This is a genomic window from Deinococcus yavapaiensis KR-236 (assembly GCF_003217515.1).
Lineage (GTDB): Bacteria > Deinococcota > Deinococci > Deinococcales > Deinococcaceae > Deinococcus_A > Deinococcus_A yavapaiensis.
In genome coordinates, this window is record NZ_QJSX01000001.1 from 111284 (window position 1) to 134882 (window position 23599).

Here is a 23599-nt window from a genome sequence, read left to right on the forward strand (position 1 = left end):
AGCTTAGCGCTTCGCTTCTGAAAGAAGCGCGGGCGCACGGAGCAGGCGGGCTTGCAGAGCGTGCGCGACGGGCGCGAACGAGCGGCGGTGCTCCGCGCACGGCCCGAGGTCGAGCAGGGCGGCGCGGTGGGCGTTCACACCGTAGCCTTTGTGCGCGGCGAAGCCGTACCCGGGAAAGGCGTCGTCCAAGGTCGTCATGTACGCGTCACGCGCCGTCTTGGCGAGAAGGCTCGCGGCGGCGACCGAGAAGGAATCGCGGTCGGCTTTCGGCGGCGCGAGAAAGGGCAGCGTCGTGTCGAGCTTGAGGTAATCCGTCACGAGCGCTTGCGGCGCGGGCTCGAGGCGGGCGATCGCGCGCGAGGCCGCCGCCTTCGTGGCGTTCAGCACGCCCTTCGCATCGACTTCCGAGGCGGACGCGAACTCCACCGTCCACGCGACGGCGACGCTTCGGGCGATTTCGGCGAGTTGTTCGCGCCGCGCCGCGCTCAGCGTTTTCGAATCGCGAAACGGAAAGGACTCGGACAGCGCCGGGAGGATCAGCGCGCTCACGGCGACCGGTCCGGCCCATGCGCCGCGGCCCGCCTCGTCCACGCCCGCGACGAGCGTGAGGCCTTGATCCCAGAACGATCGCTCGAGGTCGAAGTGCGGCACGATTCGCAGGATAGCGCTACACTCCACGCCATGGCCGACCCCAGCGCCTACACCGACATCTTCCGCGCAAAGCTTCCCCCCAAGCTCGCCGACCTCGACGCGGTCGGCGGCGTCCTCACGAAGGCGGGCGTGCGAGGCGCACCGGGCGTGGACGACGCGCAAGCCCTTCTCGCGATTGCCATGCGAAAAGACGGCGCCGAAGGCAAGCTCATCGACCTGACGGCGATGGGCGGCCTGCTCGGGCTCGCGCTCGACGTCCAGCCGAGGCTCGTGGAGCGCTCCATGGCGGCCCTACTCGTGCTCGACGAGCAGTTCGACGTCGTGCACGCCGCGCTTCCCGGAGAGGACGTCGGCACGGCCCCGACCGTGGCGCTCGTCTTGTCGGGCGACCGCGGCAACGCGCACACCGAGGCGATGCTGGCTTGGGCACACAGCGCGACGGACCTCGGAGGCACGCTGTACCTCGCGGGCGACAAGAGCAAGGGATTCGAGCGGTACTTCAAGTGGGCGCGCGAAGCGTACGGAAGCGGCGAGGTGATCGCCCGCGACGGCGGGATGCGCGTCGGACGGCTCGTGAAAGAACGACCCGACCCTCCTGCCTTTCCCGCTGTGGCGACGTACGAAGCGCACGGCCTGCACGTGCACGTCCTGCCCGGGGTGTTCAGCGCGTCGGGCGTGGACGTCGCCTCCGAACTGCTGCTCGAACACCTCGGCGACGTGAGCGCGAAGCGCGTCCTCGACTTGGGATGCGGCGCGGGCGTGCTCGGCGGCGTGGCGGCGCGGCGCGGCGCGGGGGCCGTCACGCTGCTCGACGACGATCTGCTCGCCGTGGAGAGCGCGCGGCGCACCTTGAGCGCGAGCGAGTTCGCCGGGGACGTACGGCACAGCGACGTCGCAAGCGCCTTGCAAGACGGCGAGACCTTCGACCTCGTCGTGTCCAATCCGCCGTTTCACGTCGGGCGGCGCGTCGTGCTGAGCGTGGCGCGCGAGTTCGTGCGCGCCGCCGGGCGACACCTCACTCCGGGCGGTGAGATGCGGCTCGTCGCGAACGACTTCTTGCCCTACGAGGACGAGCTTTCCGCGTGGGGCCGCGTGTCGACCCTCGCGCGCGCGAAGGGCTTCAAGGTTCTGCGGGCGGTGAAGTCGTGACGGAAGCGAGCGTGATGACCCTGTGAAGATGCACTGTCACGCGGCAGCGACGCAAAAATGACAAACTTTGCTAGACTGACCCCTTGACGTACTCGGAACGAACGCCCACGATCGACCGTACCCTCAAGAGGAGACAACGGAGCGAGCATGACTGAAGCGAGAAACGCACGCACCCGCAAGAAGAACGAAGGCCAGCCGCTCGACGCGAGCCTCGGCGACACGGTCGACGACACACAAGCCACGAGCCCCCCGCCCGCCCCGAAGGCGAAGAAGACGAAGGCGGACGGCGCCGCGAAGAAGACGAAGGGCAAAGGCGACGACGACGCCACGCCCACCAAGAAAGCCAAAGGCAAAGGTGACGACGCCACGCCGAAGGTCGCGCCGACCGTGGCCGAGCGTCCCTACCTGCAGCACGTCGCTATCACCGACCTCGTGAAAGCCGGCAAGGCCGCGGGCGTCGTTTCCAGCGAGGACGTCGCAGCGGCCCTCGCCACCGCCCTGGAAGGCTCGGGGCTCGACCCGGAGTCCGCCGACGCCTTCGAGGAGCTGCAGCTTTATCTCACCGCGCAGTCGATCGAAGTGCAAGATCTCGACGCGGACGACGACCTCGACGAAGATCTCGAAGCGGACGACGAGGCGGAAGGCCCTGCCGAAGGCGAGGAGGACGAGGAGCGCTTCCTCGACGACATGCCGCGCGCGGTCAGCAACGACCCCGTCCGTCAATACCTGCACGAAATCGGCCGAGTGCCCCTGCTCACCCTCGAAGAGGAAATCAGCCTCGCGCGCCGCATCGAGGAAGGCGAGGAAGCCAGGAAGCAGCTCGACACCGAACCCGACCTCGAAGAGCGCGCCCGCCGCCGCTTGCAACGCCAACTCGAAGACGGCGCCGCCGCGCGCCAAGGATTGATCGAGGCGAACTTGCGTCTCGTGGTGTCCATCGCCAAGAAGTACACGGGGCGCGGCCTCGGCTTCCTCGACCTTATTCAGGAAGGCAACCAAGGCCTGATCCGCGCGGTCGAGAAGTTCGAATACCGCCGCCGCTACAAGTTCTCCACGTACGCCACGTGGTGGATTCGTCAGGCCATCAACCGCGCGATCGCCGACCAGGCGCGCACCATCCGCATCCCGGTGCACATGGTCGAGACGATCAACAAGTTGACGCGCACCGCACGTCAACTGCAGCAGGAATTGTCGCGCGAACCCACCTACGAGGAAATCGCCGAGGCGATGGGTCCAGGGTGGGACGCCGCGAAAGTCGAGGAAGTCCAGAAGGTCTCGCAAGAGCCCGTCAGCCTCGAAACGCCGATCGGCGACGAGAAGGACTCGTTCTACGGCGACTTCATTCCCGACGAGAACCTCGACTCGCCCGTCGAGAACGCCGCCAAGACCCTCCTGTCCGAGGAGTTGGAGAAAGCCCTCGGCAAGCTCACCGAGCGCGAGGCGATGGTCCTCAAGCTTCGTAAGGGCCTCGTGGACGGCCGCGAGCACACCCTCGAAGAAGTCGGCCAGTACTTCAACGTCACGCGCGAGCGCATTCGTCAAATCGAGAACAAGGCGCTTCGCAAGCTCAAGTACCACGAGAGCCGCACGCGCAAGTTGCGCGACTTCCTCGACTGAAGCGGGCGCCCGCGACCCTTCGACCTCCGCCCACGAGCGGAGGTCGTTGCTTACCGATGGATGCCTTCAGGAAGGCGGAGAGGCCGAGGGCACGCCGATCGAGGCTGATTTCGAAGTCGGCGTTCCAAGTTGGAAGGGTCGAGTTCCACGAGGGGCGCGGGTGCCGAGCAGCAGTCACCTTGCCTCCTGACGTTCGCGCAGCGGGCCGTCCGCCGATGTTACCGACACCTGCATGCGTTGGCCGAGGCTCGATCCTCGGGAGTTCGATCGGCTTCGGCGGCGAAAAGCGTCTCGAAGGCCACCTCGAAGACCGCGGGCCACTCCACCCCTTTCAGGCTCAGAAGCGTCCCGACCAGTTCCTTTCCCCATCCCCACGACTGAGCGTACGCGCGCTTCAACGCCCGAGGTTCCAAGGCAGACGTGCACTGGCGGAACCGCGCGTACGCCTCGGCAGACAGCTCGACTTCAGCATTTTTGCTGGGCGTGGGCCAGTGCCGTGTCGTGCCCTCCACGAGGCGGGCCAGCTGAAGGAGGTGGATGTGCACGATGCCGAGGGCGTCGAGGGCGCGGGCATGCTCGCCTCGACGCAAGACCTGCGCCCCCTGGACGTACCAGTTGATGAAGCTGTGCGCCAAACTCAGCACTTCGCTGGCCTCCCCATGCTTCGGGGGGTGGTCGTGCAGGTATCGAAGGTGCCCGTGGAGTTCCCCGGTCCGGTCGACGAGCAGCATGGCCTCGGGCGCGGGAAAGGGGCCGTTGCCGACCCAGGAGCGTACATCGCTCATCTCGCTTGCTCGCGCGAAGTGGAATTCACCTCGACGGTACCCCTCGAAGATCGCGAGGGTGAGGTGGGCCGGCAGATCGTCGAAGACCGCGAGGGTCGGCGTGACCGCCTCTATCCACCCGACACGATCGAGGTGCGCAAAAGCGTCGTCCCGGACGAAGAGCCAGAACTCGACGTCGCTGTACTGGTCACCTTCACCTTTCGTGAACGAGCCGTAGGTGAGGGCGGCCACGAGACGCTCGTCGGCCTGGGCGAGCGCACGGACTCGTTCGATCCACTCGTGCTGGACAAGGATCGTCATGCGGTCAGCGTACCCGACCTTCCGAGGTCGCTTCCAAGACGCCCTGACGCTTTGAGGCGCGCTCGCCGCCGTGGACTTGCAGAGCGGGCGAATCGTGGGTCCGTCGCGCTTTCACCACCGCGACTCGTATCCTCGGGAAACCGAGGAGGAGACTGCTGTGGCGAAACTTCCCGGTGAAGCGGGCGGCGGCGCCTTCAGGTGGTGGTGAGGTTGGCGAACTTCACGAGCAGTTTCTTCATGCCGACGGAGTCGAAGGCGACCGTGACTTCCTGCTTGTCGCCGAAGCCGGACACGGCGAGGACGCGGCCGTCGCCGAACTTCGGGTGCTTGACCTTCTCGCCGCCTTTGTATGCCATGCCCTCGGTCATGGGGCTGGTGTCCTTGCGGGCGCCTTGTTGAGGCACGTTCGGTACGGTGGGGCGCGAGTGGCGCCACGAGCTCTTTTTGTATTCGACTTTCTGGCCGTACTCGTCGATCGTCTCGAAGCCGCCGCCGAGTTCTTCGAGAAAGCGCGAGTCCTCGGTGGCGACGGTCTTGCCGTAGGTCATGCGGTTTTGAGCGGACGTGAGGTACAAGCGGTCCATGGCGCGCGTGATGCCGACGTAGAACAAGCGCCGCTCCTCCTCGATGCCGCCGGGCTCCATGAGGGCGTTCTTGCTGGGCAGGAGGCCTTCTTCGCACCCGACGATGAACACGGCGGGAAACTCGAGGCCCTTGGCATTGTGGAGGGTCATGAGGGTGATGGCTTCCTCGGGAACGTCCGAGTTTTCGCGCTTGCTGCGTCCGTCGTCGACGGAGGCGAGCAGAGCGGCGTCGTCGAGGAAATCGGCGATGGTGCCTTCGTTCTCGGCGCTCCACTCCTCGGCGGCGACGACGAGTTCTTCGAGGTTCTCCAGGCGGCCTCTTCCCTCTTCGCCTTCGGCGCGCAGCATGTCGATGTACCCCGTGACGTCCATGACGATGCGCAGAAAGCCTTCGGGCGGGTACGCTTCGACGGCGTCGGACAGTTCGCCCATGAGCTTGGCGAACTCCTCGGCCTTGCTCGCGCCGCGGTCCAAGATCTCGTCGGCTTGCGCGCAGGCGGCGAGGAGGCTCACGCTTTCCTTTTGCGCCCACTCGGCGAGCTTCGCGAGGGCTTGATCGCCGATGCCGCGTCTCGGGCGTCCGACGATGCGCCGCAGGGCGACGTCGTCGCTGGGATTGATGGAGAGGCGGGCGTACGCGAGGATGTCCTTGATTTCACGGCGGTCGTAGAAGCCGACGCCTCCGATGATCTTCGCGGGAATTTGCAGGCGGCGCAGGCTTTCTTCGAGGACGCGCGACTGGGCGTTCGTGCGGTATAAGATCGCGATATCGTCGAAGTCCATGCCTTCCGCGCGCAGGCGCGTGATGCGCTCGGCGACGAAGTCCGCCTCGCCTCGGTGGTCGTCCGAGCGGTGGTATTGCACGTCGTGCCCTTCGAGCTTGACGGGCCGCAAGGTCTTTTCGAGGCGCTCGGTGTTGTTTTCGATGAGTTTGTTCGCGAGTTGCAAGACTTTTGCGCTGGAACGGTAGTTGTGCTCGAGTCGGTAGACCTGGGCGTCGGGGTAGTCTTTCTGGAAGTCGAGGATGTTGCGGATGTTCGCACCGCGAAAGGCGTAGATCGATTGATCGGGATCGCCGACGACGAGCAGGTTCCGGTCGCGCGAAGCGAGCAGTCGGGCGAGCTCGTACTGAGCGCCGTTGGTGTCTTGATACTCGTCGATGTGGATGAACTTGGCGCGGTCTTGGATCTTGCTCAGAACGGCGGGCACCTCGTGGAAGAGGCGAACGGTCTCGACGATGAGGTCGTTGAAGTCGATGGCGTTTTGGGCGCGAAGGCGCGATTGGTAGCGGCGGTAGCCTTCGACGGCGGTGCTTTTGGGAAGGCCCGCGAGAAAGTCTTCGCCTTGGCGCTGCAGATCGTCGGGCGACCAGAGGTTGCTCTTGGCGCGGTCGATGGCGGCGCGCAGTTGCCGTGGGTTGGCGTCGGGACCCACGCCGGGAAGGTTGCCCAGGACCTCTTTCAGGAGGTCGAGTTGGTCGTCGTTGTCGTAGATGACGAAGCCGCGCCTGAGGCCGATGTACTCGCCGTAGGCGCGCAGGACGCGCACGCCCGCCGAGTGGAAGGTGCTCATCCAGAGGTCCTCGGCGCCGGGAACGAGGTGCGAGGCGCGCTCCCTCATCTCGGCGGCGGCCTTGTTGGTGAAGGTGACGGCGAGAATCTGGTTGGGGGCGACGTCGTGCGCGGCGATAAGGTGCGCGATGCGGTAGACGAGGGTGCGCGTCTTGCCGCTTCCCGCGCCGGCTACCACGAGCGCGGGCCCCTCGAAGTGAGAGGCCGCCTCGGCTTGCGCGGGGTTGAGTTGGGAGAGGAGGTCTCGGCTCACCGAAGGATTCTAGCGCTCCTTCACGGCAGGGGCGGACGCGTCACCTCGGCGGCCTTGAGCCAGCGGTCGACGCGTGGCTCGGCGCGGCTGGGCGGGACGAGCAGGAGGGGCAGGGTGGCGGCCGAGCGCAGGGCTGCGGCGAAGGACACGTTCGTGTCGACGACGAGCAAGTCGACGCGCTCTTTGTACGCGAGGGCGAGAAAGGCACGTTCGGGGTCGGCTTGTTCGGGCAGGACGACGAGTTCGGGCGTGCGCCTCGCGCCTTCGGCGAGGCTCGCGAGTCGAGAGAGCCCGTCGGCGGCGCTCGTCGACGCGACCAAGGTGACGCGGCAACCCAAGAGGCGCGCGAGGTCGAAGGCGTGCCGAGGCGCGAGGGGATCTCGAAGGCTGAGATCGATGGGCGTGAGGATAGAGCGGTACATATAGTCCTTTCAGAAGTGAGAATTGAGAGCAGAGGCGGATTTTTCCTTCAAGGTCTCGTTAAAATAGCTGCGAGGCACACGGTGTGTCGTTTCAGGTTCGACTTCGACCGCTCGTGAAGGGTTCGGTATTCCGTCAGCTTGCAGTCTCAAGCTCGCTCGTTACAGAAGTGTTACGTCCTTTTTCTTCGTCCTGCACGCGTCCGTAATGGCTTCGTAACGCCAGGAGTCCACCATGAACGACATGACCCCCCGCACCGCCGCCAAATCTTCCCGCGCCGCTCGCCGAGCGACGCCGCCCACTTCGTCGACGTTGCGAGTTCGCACGCTCGGCGCCCGGGAAGTCCTCGTGAACGGGGCTGTTGCCGAGTGGCACGCGGCGTCGGCGCGCGACTTGTTCTTCTACCTGCTGTCCTTTCCCGAAGGGCGCACGCGAGAAGAGATTTGGGAAGGCTTGTGGGAGTTGGGGCCGGACGCGGCGAGCGGCAACCGCTTTCGGGTGACGCTGCATCGTCTGCGCACGGCCCTGGGATGGCCCGAGGCGGTCGTGGAAGAGTACGGGCGGTACCGTCTCGCGCCGGAGGTCTTTCGGGCCTCGGACGTGCACGACGTGTACGCGGGCTTGCGCGACGCGGATCTCGCGGCGGGCGCCGAAAAGCTGGCGGCGTTGCAACGAGCGCTCGGAGCGTACAGCGGAGACTACTTGCCGGGCGAGAGCGCCGAGTGGGCGACGCAGGCGCGCGAAGAGCACCGCGCGGCGTACGTGCGCGCGTGCGTGGAGTTGTCGCTGCTACACTGCGAGCGCACCGAGTGCGGCGGCGCGGTGTCGGCGCTCGTGCGAGCGCTGCGCGCCGATCCGTTCATCGGGGAGAACTACCACCAAAAGCTCATGACCTGCCTCAGCGTCGTGGAAGGCAAGTACGCGGCGATCGAGCACTATCGCCGTTTCATCAAGTTTCTGCGCGACGATCTCGGCGACACGCCGATGAATGAGACGACGCAACTCGCCGAGCGCATCAAGACGGGCGAGCACATCTGCGTGGGCTCGCGTGGCAGCGACGCCACGCTGACGCTCAACTGCCCCCTCACGCCCGACGGGCATTGCCCGGGCGTACTCGGTGAGTTGCTTCAGTTGGAAGGATAAGCTAACCGATCGTGGCAAGCTCGCCGGATCGGCGAGCTTTTTTTCATGGCGGGTGCCCCGAGTCGCATTGTCTAGACGCGAACACGCTATAGTGAACCGAACGACCGTTTGGTGACGCTATGACTCTGGATGACATTCTGAACGCTCCGTCGCCCGCTTCCCAGTGGGTCCTGCAAGCCGATTGCGAGGAAACCGGCCTCTCTCCCGACGACGTGAAACGCGTCATGCGCTCGCGCATCACCGAGATGCGCGCGTCGATCGAACGCGGCCTCAAGACGGACGCGAAGAGCATCACGGGCATGGTGGGCTGGAACGCCAAGGGCTTGTGGGACGCGCCCGACGCTTTGGGCGCGCCGCTTCTCAAGCGCGTGCAGGCGTACGCGATGGCCGTCAACGAGGAGAACGCCCGCATGGGGCGGATCGTCGCCGCGCCCACGGCGGGCAGCGCGGGCACCATTCCGGGCGCCCTCCTCGGCGTAGCGGATCACCTCGGTCTCGACGACGACCGCCTCGTGATGCCCCTGATTCTCTCGGCGGGCATCGGAAAAGCAATTTCGCGCCAAATGTACATCTCGGGCGCGGCGGGTGGTTGTCAAGCCGAAATCGGGTCGAGCGCCGCCATGGCCGCCGCCGCCGTCACGGAACTGCTCGGCGGTAGCTCGCGCGCTTGCGTGCACGCCGCGAGCCTCGCGCTGATGAACACCATCGGCCTCGTGTGCGACCCGGTCGGCGGATACGTGGAGGTGCCGTGCGTGTCACGAAACGCCTTCTACGCCGTGCACGCCGTGAGCGCCGCGCAACTCGCCCTCGCGAGCCTGGAGTCGTTCATTCCGCCCGACGAGGTCGTGACGGCCATGGCGGAAGTCGGACGCATGATGCCGCTGGAGCTCAAGGAGACGGCCGAGGGCGGCCTGGCCCAGACGCCGACCGGACGGCGCGTCATGGCCGACTTGGAGCGCGGCGGTTGAGTGACGACGACTTCGATCAAAACGAACGTGAAGGCGTCTTGAGAGATGAAGGTCGGCGCTTGTCGCCTTCACGAGACGCTTGTACGCTGGTTCGGTGACGGTCGCACGCCCTCCCGAGCAACGAAAACGAATCCGGCGGCACATCGCGGCGGCCAGTGCGATCGTCGTGATCCTCGTGGCGTTCAGCCCGAGCGTCGCGTGGCTCGCGACTCAGCGCCTGGACGCCGTGAGCGCCTCGGGCCAGCTCGACGCGCCGCAACTGCCGCCCCCGAGCGCCCTCACGCTCGACGTGACGCGCGACTACGTGAAGTTCGCCGCACGGTACGAGCGCGTCCTGAACGACTCGAAAGTTTCTTCGAGGCGGCGCGTACGCTTGCTCGAAGCGCACTTCGACGTGTACCGCCACGCGCACGACTTGTTCGGAGCCGCCCAAGCGAGCGCGACGATGCGGCTGCTGGAAGTCGAGACGCGCAACCAGACGCCCGCGCTGGGACGCCGCTCGGCCTTCTCCAGCCCCGAGGCGGCCCTCGCGGACGCGTCGCGCTGGCTGGCCTTCGCGCACTTCACCTTGCACGAGGCGCCGCGCAGTGACTCGGAACGGCTCGCGCGCGCCATGACCGCGCACAGCCCCGTTCCGATGGCGCCCGACGTCGTCTTCGAGAACGCCCGCTGGATTCAGCGCGCGGCGAACGCCACGCGCTTTCCCGCCGCCGTCCTCGCGGCGATCGTCGACACCGAGCAGGGCGGCGACACCGTCGCGTACGGCTTGTCGGGCACCTTGCGCAAGGCGGCCGACACGATCGCGCTGCGCACCTCGCAAATCTACGGATCGAGCGGCGTGAGCGGCGAGGTGAGCCAAACGGTGGGCTTGACGCAGATGTCGTGGCAAGACGCCCTCGGACAAGAAGCGCGCTTGAGCGCGCTCGGAGTGACGCTGGGAGTGCCGTTTCCGCAAAACGAGGCGGACGCCCGCTCGCTGTTGATGAGGCCGTACGCAAACTTGGTGCTGAGCGCGTCGCGACTCATCGGGTACATGAATTACGTGGCGGGCATCGGGCCGAACTCGGCCGTGCCGCACGAGGACGCCTGGCTGTACTTTCTCGCGCCCGGCTGGCACAACAACCCCGCGCTCGCCTCCAGCGGGCAGACGTGGCCGTACGCTTGGAACGCGTTTTTCAAAGCCTGCTTGTACCAACGGCTGCTGGACACGCGGCGTATGACGGCCCTTGGCCTTCTTTAGGATTTCTTAAAGGAGTCGCGCACTTTATCGCGCCGCCGCGAGGCAGTCGCTACAGTCTGAGTCACTCGTGAACGGGAAATCGTCCTCACCGCATTCCTCGCTGCACAACACGCCGCGCTCCACCCTCGAATTCCTGCCCGACCCGCTTTGGCTGCTCGACGCGAACGGACGCGTCACGTACGCCAACCCGGCCGCGGGCACCTTCGCGGGCACTACGCCCGACGACCTTCTCGGCCAAGGCGTGCGGGACGCCTTGCCGTTCGCGCGCGACACCGACTTGCTCCGCGCGGTCGAGCGCGCCTCGAGCGGCGAGGTCGTCGACGGTGAGGTGACACTCGCCGTCGGTAGGGACGTCGCCTACCGCGCCTTTCCGCACGAAGGCGGCGCGGGCCTGCACGTGCGAGACGTGACGCGAGAGCGGCGTGACACCGAGACGTCGCGGACGGACGAGGCGCTGTTCCGCACGCTCTTCGAGGCTTCGCCGCGCGTCGTCTTGATGCTCGCGCCCGACGCACGCGTGCTGCGCGCCAACGAGCGATGGCAAGCGTACACGGGCGAGCGGCTCGAGCTCGGCGGGGACTGGACGGCCGTCGTGCACGACGAGGACCGCGAAGCGCTGCGAGCGCGCGTGCGAACGCACGTGGCGGAAGGCTCGCCGCTTGTCGCCGAGGTGCGGGTCAAGGGCCGCGACGGCGAGGCCCGCTGGCATCTGTTGCACATGAACCCCGTGCGGCACGAGGAGCACGTCGGGTGGGTCTTGTCCATGAACGACGTGCACGAACAGAAGCTCGCGGAGGCGCGCTCGACGATGCTGCTGAGCGAGTTGGAGGCGCGCGTTGCGAGCCGCACGGCCGAACTCGGCGCGCACGCCCGAGCTCTCGAAGCCTTCGCGACCTTCACGGAAGCGGCGGGCGGCGAGCTCGACGAGGGTGTCCTGGCGCGGCGCGCCATCGACGTGTTGCAAGACACCTTGGGATCGAACGTCGACTTGTGCTACTACGTCTTGGACGATCGGTCGGGCGGGTGGCGCGCGACGGCGTTGTCGCAGGGCTTCTCCGAGGCGGACGCGGCACGTCTGCGTGAAGGGCCCGCCTTCGAGGCGTCCACCCTCGCGAACGTCGCGAGAATTCGCCGCCCCGCCTTCTTCACGAATTTGGCGGCCGCCAACGAGTCGGAGCACGCGCGTTCCGCCATCAACGACTCGCCGTTTCCAGCGCCGACGTACCACACCGTCGCCTTCTATCCGTTCGTCTCCAACGGCGAGGCGCGGAGCATGATCGCTCTCGGCGACAAGGGCGGGCGGGCGTGGACGGACCGCGACCGTGCCGTGCTCGGCGCGGTCGGTCGCAGCCTCGCGCTCGCCTTGGAGCGCGCGGAACTCGGACGCCGCCTCGAGGAGCAACGCGACGAGCTCTCGGCGAGAAATCGCGCGCTCACCGCCTTCTCGGACCTCGCGCGTGAGCTCAGCCTCGAAGGCGACGACCTCGCCCTCATTCGGCGCGCCCTCGACCTCGTGATGGCCCTGCTTCCGCCCGGCGCCGGTCTCTACTACGAACTCGACGAGGATACGTGGCGTCTCAAAGCGCAGCACGGCAGCCTTCGCGACGACACCCTTCAAGCGGCCGTGGACGCGGGTCTGCCCAAGCGCGCCATGCCCAACCTCACGGGACCGTTCGAGACGGGCGTGCCCGATTACCAAACGCTGTACGACCGCGAAGACGACCTCGGGAACAACGCGAACCACATCGGCGGCATCGCCAACGTTCCGCTGCTCGTGGCGGGCAAGGCGCGCGGCATCTTCGGCGTGGCCCTGTTCGGACGGCACGAATGGACGCCGCCCGAACGGGCACTGCTCGAAACGGCCGTTTCGAGCCTCGGATTGGCGTTGGAGCGCTCCAGCGCGGTGCGGGAAGTGCAAGACAAGCAGGCCGCCCTGGTCGCCGCGAACCGTGACCTCGAAGCGTTCGCGTACAGCATCTCTCACGACTTGCGCGCTCCTCTGCGTCACATCTCGGCCTTCGTGGGGTTGCTGCGACGGGCCGTCACCGTGGACGAGAAGAGCGGTCGCTACCTCGACATCATCGAGTCGGCGACTACCCGCATGAACGCCCTCATCGACGACTTGCTGAGCTTCTCGCGTTTGGGACGCGGCGATTTGAAGCGCACGAACGTCGACCTCGGCGTGCTGCTCGACACCGTGCGCGCCGAACTCGCCGCGGACCTCGGCGAGCGGCGCGTTCGCTGGAACGTCGCGTCCTTGCCGACCGTTCGAGCGGACCCGACGCTGCTGCACACGGTCCTCACCAACTTGCTGTCGAACGCCTTGAAGTACACGCGCGGACGCGGCGAGGCCGTCATCGACGTGTGGGCCGAGGACCGCGGCGCCGAGGACGTGATCTTCGTGCGCGACAACGGCGCGGGCTTCAATCCGAAGTACCGCCACAAGCTCTTCGGAGTCTTTCAGCGGCTGCATTCCGCCGAGGAGTTCGAAGGCAACGGCATCGGTCTCGCCAACGTCAAGCGCGCGGTGGCGCGCCTCGGCGGCGAGGTGGACGCGACGTCCGTGGACGGGGCGGGCGCGACCTTCTCGTTCAGCCTTCCGAAAGGAGGCTGAACTTCACAGCGCCCCGACTTCCGCGAGGGTCGGAGCGTAAGCGCCGCTTCGCGTGCAGGCGGTCGCGGCGACGCGCAAGGCGAACGCGACGTGATCGGCCCACGAGCGTTCGGAACGGCTCGTCTCGCTGAAGAGGGCGCCTGCCACGAAAGCGTCCCCCGCGCCGACCGTATCGGCGACCGTCACCTTCACCGCGTCGAACTCGCGCCGCTCTGCGCCGTGCAGCAAGGTCGCGCCGTCGCCGCCACGCGTCACGACGATCGGGGCGGACGTGAAGGCGCGCACTTCGAGAAGCGCCTCGTCCTCCGAGCGGTTCGGAAAGAAGAAGCGGACGTCCTCGTCGCTGAACTTCACGAAGTCGGCGAGACGCAGGGCCGCCTCGAACACGGGACGATACGCGGGGTCGCGGTGCGAGACGCGCGCGTTCGGATCGAAGGAGACGCGTCCGCCCGCCGCTTTCACGAGGCGCGCCATGTCCAAGAGCGCCTCGTTCAAAGGCGCGCGCGCGAGGCTGACGCCGCCGATGTGCAGCCAGCGAGCCGCGCGCTCCCAGCCGTTCGGAAGCTTCGAGGCGGCGAAGGCGAGGTCGGCGGCGTTCTCGCCGAGGAAGTAGTAGGCGGGCGGGTGAAGCTCGTGCACGACGGCGAGCAGCGTGGGGCGCGGCGCGCGCTGGAAGAAGCGTTCGTCGAGGCGCGCCTCGCGCGTGGCGCGAGCGAGGTCGTCACCGAAGACGTCCTCGCCGACGGCGCCCGCGAAGCCCGTCGGCAAGCCCAGCGTGGCGCAAGCCCGCGCGACGTTCCAAATCGCGCCGCCCGGGTGGTGCGTCCACGCGCGCTCCCCGGTGCGGACGAGGTCGGCGAGCGCTTCGCCCGCGCACACGACGATCGGCAAGTTCGACGAGATCGACATGCGCGCAGTCTAAAGCAAGGCTTCAGCTTGGCAGCAAGTCGTTCAGATGCGCGAGGACCGCCGCCGCGTCGTCGAAGCACGCGAGCGCCTCCTCGGGATCGTCGAAGCCGCCCGTCCGCACGAAAACCGCCCGCACGCCCGCCTGCGCCGCCGATTGCACGTCGTACGGCGTGTCGCCCAGCATCAACACCTCGCCCGGAGGCAAGCCGAGCTTGTCGAGGGCGGCGAGCACGATGTCGGGGCGCGGCTTGCTCGCCTCGACGTCCGACGAGGTCGTGGCGGGAACGTCGAGGTCGTCGAGCTTGGCTTGCTTGAGCATGTCACCCAGCAGCGCCTCGTCGGCGGACGTTCCGTAGATGACGCGCACGCCGCGCTCCAACAAGCCTCGTACGAGATCGCGCGCCCCGTTCGTCGGCTGGAGCGTCGGAAGCTCGTCGAGGAAGTGCGTCTTCCACCCTTCCTTGAGGCGCTTGAAGCGCGCGGCATCCTCGGGTACGCCGAGGCGCGGCGCGAGCTGGTCGCCGCCCATGCCGATGAGCGACCGCACGCGGTCGTAGGTGACGTCGAGTCCTTCTTCGCCGAAGGCGCGCACCCAGGCGCGGGCGTGCGCGTCGTTGCTGCTCAGCAGCGTGCCGTCGATGTCGAGGATCATCGCTCGAATGGTCATACGGCAGGGTAGGCGCGCTCGAAGAGCCGCGAATGGGAAAGAAGCTCGGAAGGTCTTGAGGTTACGAGGAAGTTATCCTCCGGCTATGAGCAACGAACTTTCGAAGCGGCGGGTGCTCGTGACGGGCGCGGCGCGCGGCATCGGCTTCGCGGTCGCCGAGCTGTACCGCGAGCGAGGCGACGACGTCCTCGTCGTGGACGTGACGGACACCGAGGACGCCGCGCGGCGTCTCGGCGCGCTCGGCGTCACGGCCGACATTGCCACGGACGAGGGACGCGGACGTATCGGGGCGGCGGTGGGCGACGCGTTCGGCACGCTCGACGTCCTCGTTCATAACGCGGCGCATCAAGCGGCGGGCGGTTCGGTCACGACGGTCGACACCTCGGGTTGGCAGCGAACGCTCGACGTGAACCTCACGGCGCCCCTGCTGCTCACGCGCGCCCTGCTGCCCTTCATGCCGCGCGGAAGCGCCATCGTGAACGTCGCGTCCGTCCAAGGTCTGTTCGCCGAGCAGGGCAACGTGGCGTACAACGCTTCGAAGGGCGGCCTCGTGAACCTCACGCGCTCGCTCGCCCTCGACCTCGCCGAGGGCGGCATTCGCGTCAATGCCGTCGCGCCGGGCGCCATCGCCACGGAGGGCGTACTGAAGGCCATCGCGAGCAGCGACGACCCCGAGCGGACACGGCGCGATTACGAGGACTTGCACGCCTTGCGGCGCCTCGGCGAGCCCCGCGAAGTCGCCGAGGTCGTGGCGTTCCTCGCCTCTCCGGCGGCGAGCTTCGTGACGGGCGCGATTCTGACGGTGGACGGCGGCATGACGGCGAGCTTCATGATGGCGGGACGGCCCGTGTAACGCGCCTTCACAGGTGGGCGAGGCGCCCTCCGTCCACGACGAGTCCGGCGCCTTGCACGAAGGCCGCGTCGTCCGACGCGAGAAAGGCGATGGCCGCCGCGAGATCCTCGGGACGGCCCACGTCCGAGCGGTCGATCTTCTCGACGCCGCTTTTCACGTTCGGGTTGTTCCACAGCATCGGCGTGTCGACCGCCCCGGGCAGCACGGCGTTCACGCGAATGCCGCGCGGCTTGCCTTCGATGGCGGCGCTGCGCGTGAGCGACACGAGCGCGGCCTTCGCGGCGGCGTACGGCGCGACGAGCGCCTCGGTCTCGCGCGCGTGGATGCTGGAGACGTTCACGATGGCCCCGCCGGGCTTCATGACCTTCAAGGCGCGGCAGATGAACGAGAAGGCGCCCAAGAGGTCCACGGCGAGAACGCGCTGCCAATCTTGAACCGTGAGGTCGGTCAGCGGCTTGAACGTCATGAGGCCCGCGTTGTTCACGACGACGTCGAGCCGCCCGAAGCGTGACGTCGTCGCGTCGACGCACGCACCCACCTGCTCGGGGTCGGAGACGTCGCAACCCACCCCGAGGGCGCCCGACGCCCCGAGGCCCTCGGCGGCCTTCGCGGCGGCGTCGCCGTCGAGGTCGGCGATGACGACGCTCGCGCCTTCCCGCGCGAAGCGCGTCGCGGTCGCGAGGCCGATGCCGCTCGCCGCGCCCGTCAAGATCACGGCTTTGCCACGAAAGCGCTGCGGAAACGAGGAAGGATCGGTCGGCGAGGTCATGGATTCGCTCCTTTGCGGTAGGCGGCGTCGCGGGTCTCGTGGGTCACGCGAGCTTGGTCGCGCATCTTGCGCGCGGCCTCGCCTTCTTGGTCGCGCGGCGGAAAGATCGGGACGGTCAGGACGACGCTTTGGGTCGGCAAGACGTCTTTCCAGTCGGCGATGAGTTTCTTGTACGCCTCGCCGACGGGGCGGATGTTGCGGTCGAGGTCGAACAGTCCCAAGGGATTGACGCGCCCGTTGTTTTCCCGCAGGGCCGAGTCCCAATCGACTTGATCGGTGAGCGAGTACCACGTGAAGCCCACGATTGGCAGGCCGTCGTTACGCACGCGCAGGACGTTCGCCCACTCCTTGCGCAGCCAGCGCACCGCCTCGTCGCCGCGCTCTCCTTGCGAGACGTTGGTCTCCGTGTGCATGATCGGCAAGTTGTAGCGCGACGCGTACTGATTCGTGATGACCGAGTACCCGAAGATCTCCCCGCTCGCCTCGGTGTTGCCGTCGAGACGCACGAGGTGCTCGTTGGTGACGTAGTAGTCGTTGCCCATGATGCAGTGGTGCTTGACTTGTTGATCGAGGAAGAAGTGGTATTCGTCTCTCGTCATGCCGTTGTCCATGAGGTACTCGTACATTTCCGAGCCGACGCGGTGGCCGTAGTTGAGGTCGAGCGACAAGAAGCGCACTTCGTTCAGGAATTCGGCCCGCGCGATGGCGGCGGGACTGTCGGCGTGGAAGTACTCGCTGGACTCGCTTTGAATGAAGATCGCGTCGGGTCGCACGGCGAGGATGGCTTGCATCGCCAAGACGTTCGCCTTGGTGATGTGCTTGAGGGCCGTGACGAAGCCGCGGTCGGTCGTGAGTTGCTCGTTCCACCAGCCGTACTTCGCGCTGAACAGGGCGCAGATGTACATCTCGTTGACGGGCGTGTACAGCTGCACCCACGGAAAGCGCCGCGCGAACTCGCCCGCGTAACGCGCGAACTGCTCGGGGAAATCGGGATTTTGGAAGTCGCCGATCCAGTCGGGCACACCGAAGTGGCACAGATCCACGATCGGCGTGAGGTCGCGGTCGCGCAGACCCGCGAAGGTCTCGTCGGCGAAGCTCCAATCGTAGCGGTCGGGAGCCGTCCACGTCGTGTGAATGGGCGGTCCGTAGCGCAGGAACGAGACGCCGAGGTGGCGCACGAGGTCGAAGTCGCGCGCCCAGAAGTCGTAGTGACGGCACTTCGCCATCTCGTCTTGCCGCACGCGCCCGCCTTCTATGGTGGGATAGGAGTTCTCGATGCCGGTGGCGAACATGAAGTAGATCAACGGTGCACCTCCGCTGCTCGAGTGTGCAGAGCAGGCCATCATCGTTGGATGAAGCGCTGAAGAGACGCTGAAGATCGTTCGCGTTGCAAGAGGGCCGCGCTCTGCCGCCCGTTAACACAGCATTTATCCATTCGAAGTCGAGCAAGGCGCTCGTCGGCAGTGATTTTCTGCTCGCCGACTTTATGGGCGCCGGAACGTACCGTGACGGGCGGCGAAGGACTTCGAGCGAGACAGACGCCGAGGCTCGACGCTTTCACCTGCTCTTGGCCTCGGGGAAAGGTGCTTGACTTTTGCCGCGCCGTCCTTGCACACTCAAGGCAGCCATACGTTGCTATTTGTCAGTTGTCTAAAGGCAACCCAAGGGTGACAGGAGGAACGCGTGCCGCCACGCCTCACGGATCGACGCAAAGCCATTCTTCGAACGCTCGCGAAGTTGCAAGCCGACCTCGGGCGGCCCGTCACGACGATGGAGCTCGCCGCCGCCCTCGGCACGACGCGGCAAGCCGTGCAAGTGCACCTCGCCGCGCTGGAGCACCTCGGCTTCCTCGCGCCGCGCGTCGGGCACGCTCCGCTCACCCTCACCGACGCGGGACGGCGCGAGCTCAGCACCCTTCCGCTCGTCGGCGAGATCGCGGCGGGCGAACCGATTCTCGCCGACGAGCGCGTGGACGGTCACGCGGCGATGCTCAGCGACGTCCTCGACTTGCGCGAAGGCGACTATCTGCTGCGCGTGCGCGGCGACTCCATGGTCGGCGTCGGCATCAATCCGGGTGACGTCGTCGTCGTACGGCCCGGCAGCGGTTGCCTGGCGGGCGAGATCGCCGTGGTGCTGTTGCCGGGCGAAAGCACGGCGACCCTCAAGCGCTTCTACCTGGACGGCGGCACGGTGACGCTCGTGAGCGAGAACCCCGCGTATGCGCCCATGACCTTTCCGGCGGAGGCGGTGCGCGTGCAAGGCTGTCTCGTCGGGCACGTCGGTGGACCCAAGCCGCGCCGCAGCCGCGCCTGAACTTCGAAGACTCGTGACGCGGAACGCGCTCGGCGCGCCCGCGAGGAGGTGATCGTCCCTTGAACAGCACCTTCGGCACGTCCCGCACGTTCGTCGTCTGCGTGCGGCTCGAACCGTTCGCGCTGTGGCACGCTCGGCGCTCGCTGGGCTTCGCGGGTCCGCCGGTCGTCGTCACGCGCGGCGGGCGCGTCGCGCACGCCAGCGACGCGGCGACGTCGCTCGGCGTGCGCGTCGGGATGCCGTTGCACGCCGCGACGTCGGGCGCTCCGGAGCTCGCGCACGAGGAGGAGGCGCCGCCGCTTCTGGCGGGCGCGTGGGAAGCGCTGCTGCAAGACTTGTTCGCGTACTCGCCGAAGGTGGAGCCGCTGGGCGAGGGACGGGCCCTGCTCACGGTGACGCTCGGCGCGGCGCGTGAGCTCGCGGCCTTTCTGCACGCGCGCGTGGGCGCCGCGCCTTCACGTGAAAGCGCGCTTCTCGCGGCAGCGTGCGCGGCCGAAGGAACGTGCGTCACGGTGCAGAGGAGCGGCGAGGACGACTTTTTGCGGTGCGTGCCCGTGGACGCCTTGCGCGTCGTGGGCTTGAGCGAGGCGAACGCGCGACGGCTGCGTCTGCTGGGCGTGTCGAGCGCCTTCGAGCTCGCGCGCTGGAGCAAGGCGCAACTCGCCGCGTTCCTGGGGGAAGACGCGCGTTTCCTGCGACCGTTCCTGTTCGGACCGCGCGGCGACGTCGTGCGTTCGTTTCGCTCGGCGCCACGCGTCGAGGTCGGCTTCGACTTCGAAGAGCCCGTCACGGAGCCGGGCGCGTGGGAGGAGGTGCTGAGTCTCCTCGCCGGAGAAGCGCTGCAAGAACTTCGCGGGCGGCTCGCGGCGCGGCTCTCGGTGCGCGTCCGCACCGAGGGCGGGTGGCTGGAGGGCGTGCGAACCGCGAAGGAGCCGCTGAGGGACGCGGGCCGAATCGCGCGGCTCGCGTTCCTCGCCCTCGAGTCGGCTCGGGTGGGCGGACTGGGCGTGGACCGCGTCGAACTGCACCTTGGCGGCCTCGCGCGGGCCGCGAGGCAAGGCGGGCTGTGGGAGCGCGAGGCGCCCGTGGCGGCGACGGACGCGGTGCTCGCCCGCTTTCCGGACGCCTTGGTACGAGCGCGCGTGCTCGACGAGGACGCGTTCTCGTCCGACGCGCGCTTCGAGTGGCTCGGCTGGCGCGACGGCGAGCGGCGAGGACGGCGCGTTCCCGGTGCGGCCCGACCGCTGCGCGGCCCGCGCCCGCCCGAGCCGGACACCGCCGAGCCGACCTTCCGGCTCGGCGCGAACTACGCGGACGGAGGGAGCGCGTGAAAGAAGTCTTCGAGGTCGTGGACGTGCACGCCGGACCAGGCGGCGCCCCGCTCGTCGTGCGCTGGGAACGGCGAACGCTGCGAACACGAAGCGTGATCGACGCGTGGCGAGCGGGCGGCGAGTGGTGGGCGGGGCGCTTTCCGCGTGACTACTGGCTCATCGACTTCGCGCAGATCGTGGCGGAAGTGTATCGCGAGGATCGCCGCGCGCTCCTGCCGGGATTCGAGGCGGGCGGCGCGGACTTGTGGGTGCTGGCGCGCGTCGTGGATTGAGGCGAGGCGAAGCGTGTCGCAGGCGTTGAGGCTGGTCTCGTCGAAGGACCTCACGGTTCAGCTCGACGCTCGAACGGCGCGCCTCGACGCGCTGCTGACCGCGCGCAGCTTCTTCTCGTTCGGGGCGGGCGTGCGCTCGGCGAAATCACTCGTGCGCCGAGCGGCCGACCTCGGCTTCTCGGCCGTGGGACTCGCCGACGAAGGCGAGGTCGGCGGCGCGGTGGAACTCGCCTCGGCCGCCAAGGAGCGGGGCGTGAAGGGGCTCGTCGGCGCGACCGTACCCGTTCGCTTCGAAGGCGAAGCGTTTCCGATCGTGCTGATCGCCGCGTCGAGAAGCGGCTACCGCAACCTTAACGAGTTCCTGACGCTCCTCAAGGCCGATTCGTCACGCGTTCCGGACGCGCGCATTCTCGCCGAGCTTTCCGGCGACCTCTTCTGCCTCACGGGCGGGCGAGACGGATTTCCGACGGCGCTGTTCGCTCGGCGGCGTCTGCCCGACGTGCTGCGGCACCTCGACCTTCTCAGGGGCGTGTTTCGCGACCGCCTGTTCGTGCAGGTGTACCACGAGCGCGCGCCGGGCGACACGCGTCGGCGCGACTACCTGCGGGCGCTGGCGCGCGACGTCGGCTTGCCGCTCGTGGCGGCGCCCGACGTGCGGCTCGTCGAGGCGACGGACTTTCCCCTGCTCGACGCCCTCACGTGCGCGCGCCTCGGAATCGACGTGACGACGCCGCACGCGGCGCGGCCTCGCAACGACGCGACGCTGCTGCAAAGCCCCGAGACGTACGGACGGCTTCTTCCCTTTCCGGACGCCCTCGCCAACGCGTCGCGCATCGCGCGCGAGTGCGACCTCGACTTGCTCGCCGAGCGAGTCACGCCGCCGAAGTGTCACCGCGCGCCGGGCACGACGCCGCACAAGCACTTGGAGCGCTTGTGCTACGCCGCCCTCGCGGGCAAGTACGAGCCCGGGCGTTTACGAGACGCCGAGCGGCGTCTGCGTTACGAACTCGCCGTGGTGCGGTCGCTCGACCTCGCCGAGTTCTTCTTGACGGCCTTCGAAGTCGCCGAGTTCTGCCGTTCGCGCGGCATCCTCGCGGCTGGACGCGGATCGGCGGCGGCGTCGGTGCTGTGCTACCTGCTCGGCGTCACGAACGTCGATCCGATCGAGCACGACTTGTGCTTCGAGCGTTTTTTGCACACCGGCAAGACCGAGATGCCCGACGTGGACTTCGACATCTCCTCGGCGCGGCGCCGCGAGGTGATCGCGTGGGTGGAGGAGCGCTGGGGACACGCGGCGGAGGCGATGGTCGCCAACCGAATCACGTATCGTCTGCCGAGCGCCGTGCAGGACCTCGGGCGGGCCCTCGGGATGCCGCCCGCGCAACGCGACCGCTTGTCGAGGGCGCTCGGACGCGATTTTCGTTCCCTGCGGCCCGCCAGTGCCGCTCGGGCGAGCGTGGTGTTCGACGAGGTGCTCGGTGACGCGCCCGTGAAATTCGTGCTGCTCGACCTCTTGGCGCGTATGGAGCCGGGATTCGTGCGGCACCTCGCTCCGCACAGCGGCGGCGTGGTGCTCAGCGGCGAGGTCTTGGCGCACTTCTCGCCCGTGAGCCGAAGTTCGGGCGGTCTCAAGATCTTGTCGTTCGACAAGGACGACGTCGAGAAGCTCGGCCTCATCAAGCTCGACCTCTTGGGCCTCAGGATGCTGTCGGCCTTGGAGCGCGCCCGCGAGGACGTCGTGCGCCTCACGAACGAGTGGATCGACTTCCGAGCGCTTCCGAACGATCCGCGCGTTTGGGAGGACATTCGCGCGGGCGACACGATGGGCCTGTTTCAAATCGAGAGTCCCGGTCAGGTGCGCCTCTCGACGCAACTTCGGCCGCGCGACCTCACGGGACTCGCGCATCAAATCGCCCTCTTTCGACCGGGACCGATTCAAAGCGACACTGTCCATCCGTACACGCGTCGCGCGCGCGGTCTCGAGTCCGTGCCGCGCCAACCCGAACCGCTGAAGTCGCTGTTGCAAGGCACGCACGGCGTCATCCTCTTTCAAGAGCAGGTGCTGCGCATTCTCGTTCGAGTCTGCGGCTTCGACTGGAACGAGGCGGCGCGGATGCGCAAGGCGCTGTCGAACAGCGAGGACGAGGAGGAACTCGCGCAGTTGCGGGCGCGTTTCGTGGCGGCGGCGGTGTCTCACTCGGGCTGGACCGAGCAGGACGCGGCGGCGTGCTTCGCGATGTGCGCCGCGTTTCGCGGCTACGGATTCGCGGAAAGTCACGCGTGGGCGTTCGCGCAGCACAGTTACGCCTCGGCGTGGCTGCGCCGCCATCACCCCGCGCCGTTTTGGGCAGGTGTCCTCGCCGAGCATCCCGGCATGTGGCCCTTGTCGACCCTCGCGGCGGAAGCGAGGCGCTTCGGCGTGAAGCTCCTGCGCGTGTGCGTGAACCGCAGTTCGACGCGGCACAAGGCGGAAGGCACGCACGCGCTGCGTCTGCCCTTCGTGGGCGTGAAGGGCATCTCGGACGAGGTGGCGCGCGAGATCGTCTTGGAGCGCCACGCGCGCGGCAAGTTCGGAGGCGTCGACGACTTTCACGCGCGCGTACGCGTCGAGCGGGACGTGGCGGAAGCCCTCGTCCTCGCCGGGGCGTTCGACGACCTTCACGAGAGTCGGCGCGCGGCGCTTCACCGCGTCGGGGTGCTGTGGAACGCGGGGCCGAGCGGACGCGCGCCGCTGCTGCTGCCTGTGGAGGACACGCCGACGTTGCCGATGCTGAGCGACGCGGAGCTTCTCGCGCTGAACTACGCCACGAAAGGCTTGTCCGAGGACGGCATGCATCCGCTCGACTTGCTGCGCGCCGAGTTGCGCGACCTCGGCTGCGAGAGCTTGTCGACGCTGCGGCTCGGCGAGCGGGTACGCACGGCGGGCCTCATCGTCGCGCGGCAAAAGCCGCCGACGGCGCGAGGCGTGGCGTTCTTCGTGCTCGAAGACCGTGAAACGCGCGTGCAAATCGTGATCCGCCCGGACTTGTGGGAAGCCAACCGCGTGCTGCTGCGCGACGCCGCCGCGTTGATCGTGCAGGGCGTCGTGTACGGCGCGGGGCGGGCGCGCGCCCTCGCCGCCGAGCGGGTGGAGGCGCTGGAGGTCTCGGTGAGGACGCGCGGCTACGACTACGGTTGAGCCGCTACACTG

The 23599-nt window shown here is 67.8% G+C and carries 19 protein-coding genes; 11 read left to right on the forward strand and 8 right to left on the reverse strand.

Going from position 1 to position 23599, the window contains the following annotated elements; all coding sequences use genetic code 11:
- Positions 1-3: 3 nt before the first annotated feature.
- Positions 4-654 (reverse strand): ribonuclease HII, encoded by a 651-nt coding sequence (locus DES52_RS00555; RefSeq protein WP_110885161.1) that lies wholly within the window; start codon positions 652-654, stop codon positions 4-6.
- 27 nt (positions 655-681) lie between these two features.
- Here DES52_RS00555 and DES52_RS00560 point away from each other — a divergent pair, with 27 nt between their 5' ends.
- Both DES52_RS00560 and rpoD read left to right on the forward strand, forming a co-directional pair.
- Complete coding sequence (locus DES52_RS00560; protein ID WP_110884818.1) at positions 682-1800, forward strand: class I SAM-dependent methyltransferase; 1119 nt, start codon at positions 682-684, stop codon at positions 1798-1800.
- Between the two features lie 147 nt (positions 1801-1947).
- Complete coding sequence (rpoD, locus tag DES52_RS00565; RefSeq protein ID WP_170130825.1) at positions 1948-3417, forward strand: RNA polymerase sigma factor RpoD; 1470 nt, start codon at positions 1948-1950, stop codon at positions 3415-3417.
- 218 nt (positions 3418-3635) lie between these two features.
- Here rpoD and DES52_RS00570 read toward each other — a convergent pair whose 3' ends face one another.
- The 3 genes from DES52_RS00570 to DES52_RS00580 all read right to left on the reverse strand — a co-directional run bounded on the left by DES52_RS00570 (position 3636) and on the right by DES52_RS00580 (position 7332).
- The gene (locus tag DES52_RS00570) at positions 3636-4502 is read right to left on the reverse strand and encodes a lincosamide nucleotidyltransferase Lnu(F) (protein WP_110884819.1); all 867 of its coding nucleotides are present in this window, start codon (positions 4500-4502) and stop codon (positions 3636-3638) included.
- A gap of 194 nt (positions 4503-4696) precedes the next feature.
- On the reverse strand, positions 4697-6910 hold the full coding sequence (locus DES52_RS00575; RefSeq protein WP_110884820.1) for an ATP-dependent helicase: 2214 nt from the start codon (positions 6908-6910) through the stop codon (positions 4697-4699).
- 20 nt (positions 6911-6930) lie between these two features.
- A complete protein-coding gene (locus DES52_RS00580; RefSeq protein WP_110884821.1) occupies positions 6931-7332 on the reverse strand; it encodes an adenine nucleotide alpha hydrolase family protein in 402 nt (133 codons plus the stop codon).
- A 232-nt stretch (positions 7333-7564) separates the two neighbouring features.
- Between DES52_RS00580 and DES52_RS00585 the strand changes: the two genes are divergently transcribed.
- From DES52_RS00585 to DES52_RS00600, 4 genes are all read left to right on the forward strand, one after another.
- The gene (locus tag DES52_RS00585) at positions 7565-8473 is read left to right on the forward strand and encodes an AfsR/SARP family transcriptional regulator (RefSeq protein WP_211317834.1); all 909 of its coding nucleotides are present in this window, start codon (positions 7565-7567) and stop codon (positions 8471-8473) included.
- A gap of 119 nt (positions 8474-8592) precedes the next feature.
- Positions 8593-9441, forward strand: a complete 849-nt coding sequence (sdaAA, locus tag DES52_RS00590) for an L-serine ammonia-lyase, iron-sulfur-dependent, subunit alpha (protein WP_110884822.1) — start codon at positions 8593-8595, stop codon at positions 9439-9441.
- 94 nt (positions 9442-9535) lie between these two features.
- Positions 9536-10681: a hypothetical protein gene (locus tag DES52_RS00595; RefSeq protein WP_110885164.1), complete on the forward strand. Its 1146-nt coding sequence runs from the start codon at positions 9536-9538 to the stop codon at positions 10679-10681.
- Positions 10682-10748: 67 nt separating this feature from the next.
- Entirely contained in the window at positions 10749-13295 is a 2547-nt protein-coding gene (locus tag DES52_RS00600) for a PAS domain S-box protein (RefSeq protein WP_110884823.1), read from the forward strand.
- Between the two features lie 3 nt (positions 13296-13298).
- Here DES52_RS00600 and DES52_RS00605 read toward each other — a convergent pair whose 3' ends face one another.
- Both DES52_RS00605 and DES52_RS00610 read right to left on the reverse strand, forming a co-directional pair.
- Positions 13299-14204 (reverse strand): carbohydrate kinase family protein, encoded by a 906-nt coding sequence (locus DES52_RS00605; RefSeq protein WP_110884824.1) that lies wholly within the window; start codon positions 14202-14204, stop codon positions 13299-13301.
- A gap of 22 nt (positions 14205-14226) precedes the next feature.
- Positions 14227-14871, reverse strand: coding sequence for an HAD family hydrolase (locus tag DES52_RS00610; protein ID WP_110884825.1), 645 nt, complete (start codon positions 14869-14871; stop codon positions 14227-14229).
- 85 nt (positions 14872-14956) lie between these two features.
- On the opposite strand from DES52_RS00610, the gene DES52_RS00615 reads away from it, so the two are divergent.
- On the forward strand, positions 14957-15724 hold the full coding sequence (locus DES52_RS00615) for an SDR family NAD(P)-dependent oxidoreductase (protein WP_110884826.1): 768 nt from the start codon (positions 14957-14959) through the stop codon (positions 15722-15724).
- A gap of 7 nt (positions 15725-15731) precedes the next feature.
- Here DES52_RS00615 and DES52_RS00620 read toward each other — a convergent pair whose 3' ends face one another.
- Both DES52_RS00620 and DES52_RS00625 read right to left on the reverse strand, forming a co-directional pair.
- Entirely contained in the window at positions 15732-16493 is a 762-nt protein-coding gene (locus DES52_RS00620) for an SDR family NAD(P)-dependent oxidoreductase (protein ID WP_110884827.1), read from the reverse strand.
- Complete coding sequence (locus tag DES52_RS00625) at positions 16490-17797, reverse strand: family 1 glycosylhydrolase (protein WP_110884828.1); 1308 nt, start codon at positions 17795-17797, stop codon at positions 16490-16492. The genes DES52_RS00620 and DES52_RS00625 overlap by 4 nt, the downstream gene beginning before the upstream one ends.
- 379 nt (positions 17798-18176) lie before the next feature.
- Here DES52_RS00625 and lexA point away from each other — a divergent pair, with 379 nt between their 5' ends.
- The 4 genes from lexA to dnaE are packed head-to-tail and all read left to right on the forward strand — an operon-like array spanning position 18177 to position 23587.
- Positions 18177-18806 (forward strand): transcriptional repressor LexA, encoded by a 630-nt coding sequence (gene lexA / locus DES52_RS00630; protein ID WP_110884829.1) that lies wholly within the window; start codon positions 18177-18179, stop codon positions 18804-18806.
- Positions 18807-18865: 59 nt separating this feature from the next.
- Positions 18866-20137 (forward strand): Y-family DNA polymerase, encoded by a 1272-nt coding sequence (locus DES52_RS00635; protein ID WP_110884830.1) that lies wholly within the window; start codon positions 18866-18868, stop codon positions 20135-20137.
- The gene (locus DES52_RS00640) at positions 20134-20409 is read left to right on the forward strand and encodes a hypothetical protein (RefSeq protein WP_211317835.1); all 276 of its coding nucleotides are present in this window, start codon (positions 20134-20136) and stop codon (positions 20407-20409) included. The genes DES52_RS00635 and DES52_RS00640 overlap by 4 nt, the downstream gene beginning before the upstream one ends.
- 13 nt (positions 20410-20422) lie before the next feature.
- A complete protein-coding gene (gene dnaE / locus DES52_RS00645) occupies positions 20423-23587 on the forward strand; it encodes a DNA polymerase III subunit alpha (protein WP_245900540.1) in 3165 nt (1054 codons plus the stop codon).
- Positions 23588-23599: the final 12 nt, after the last annotated feature.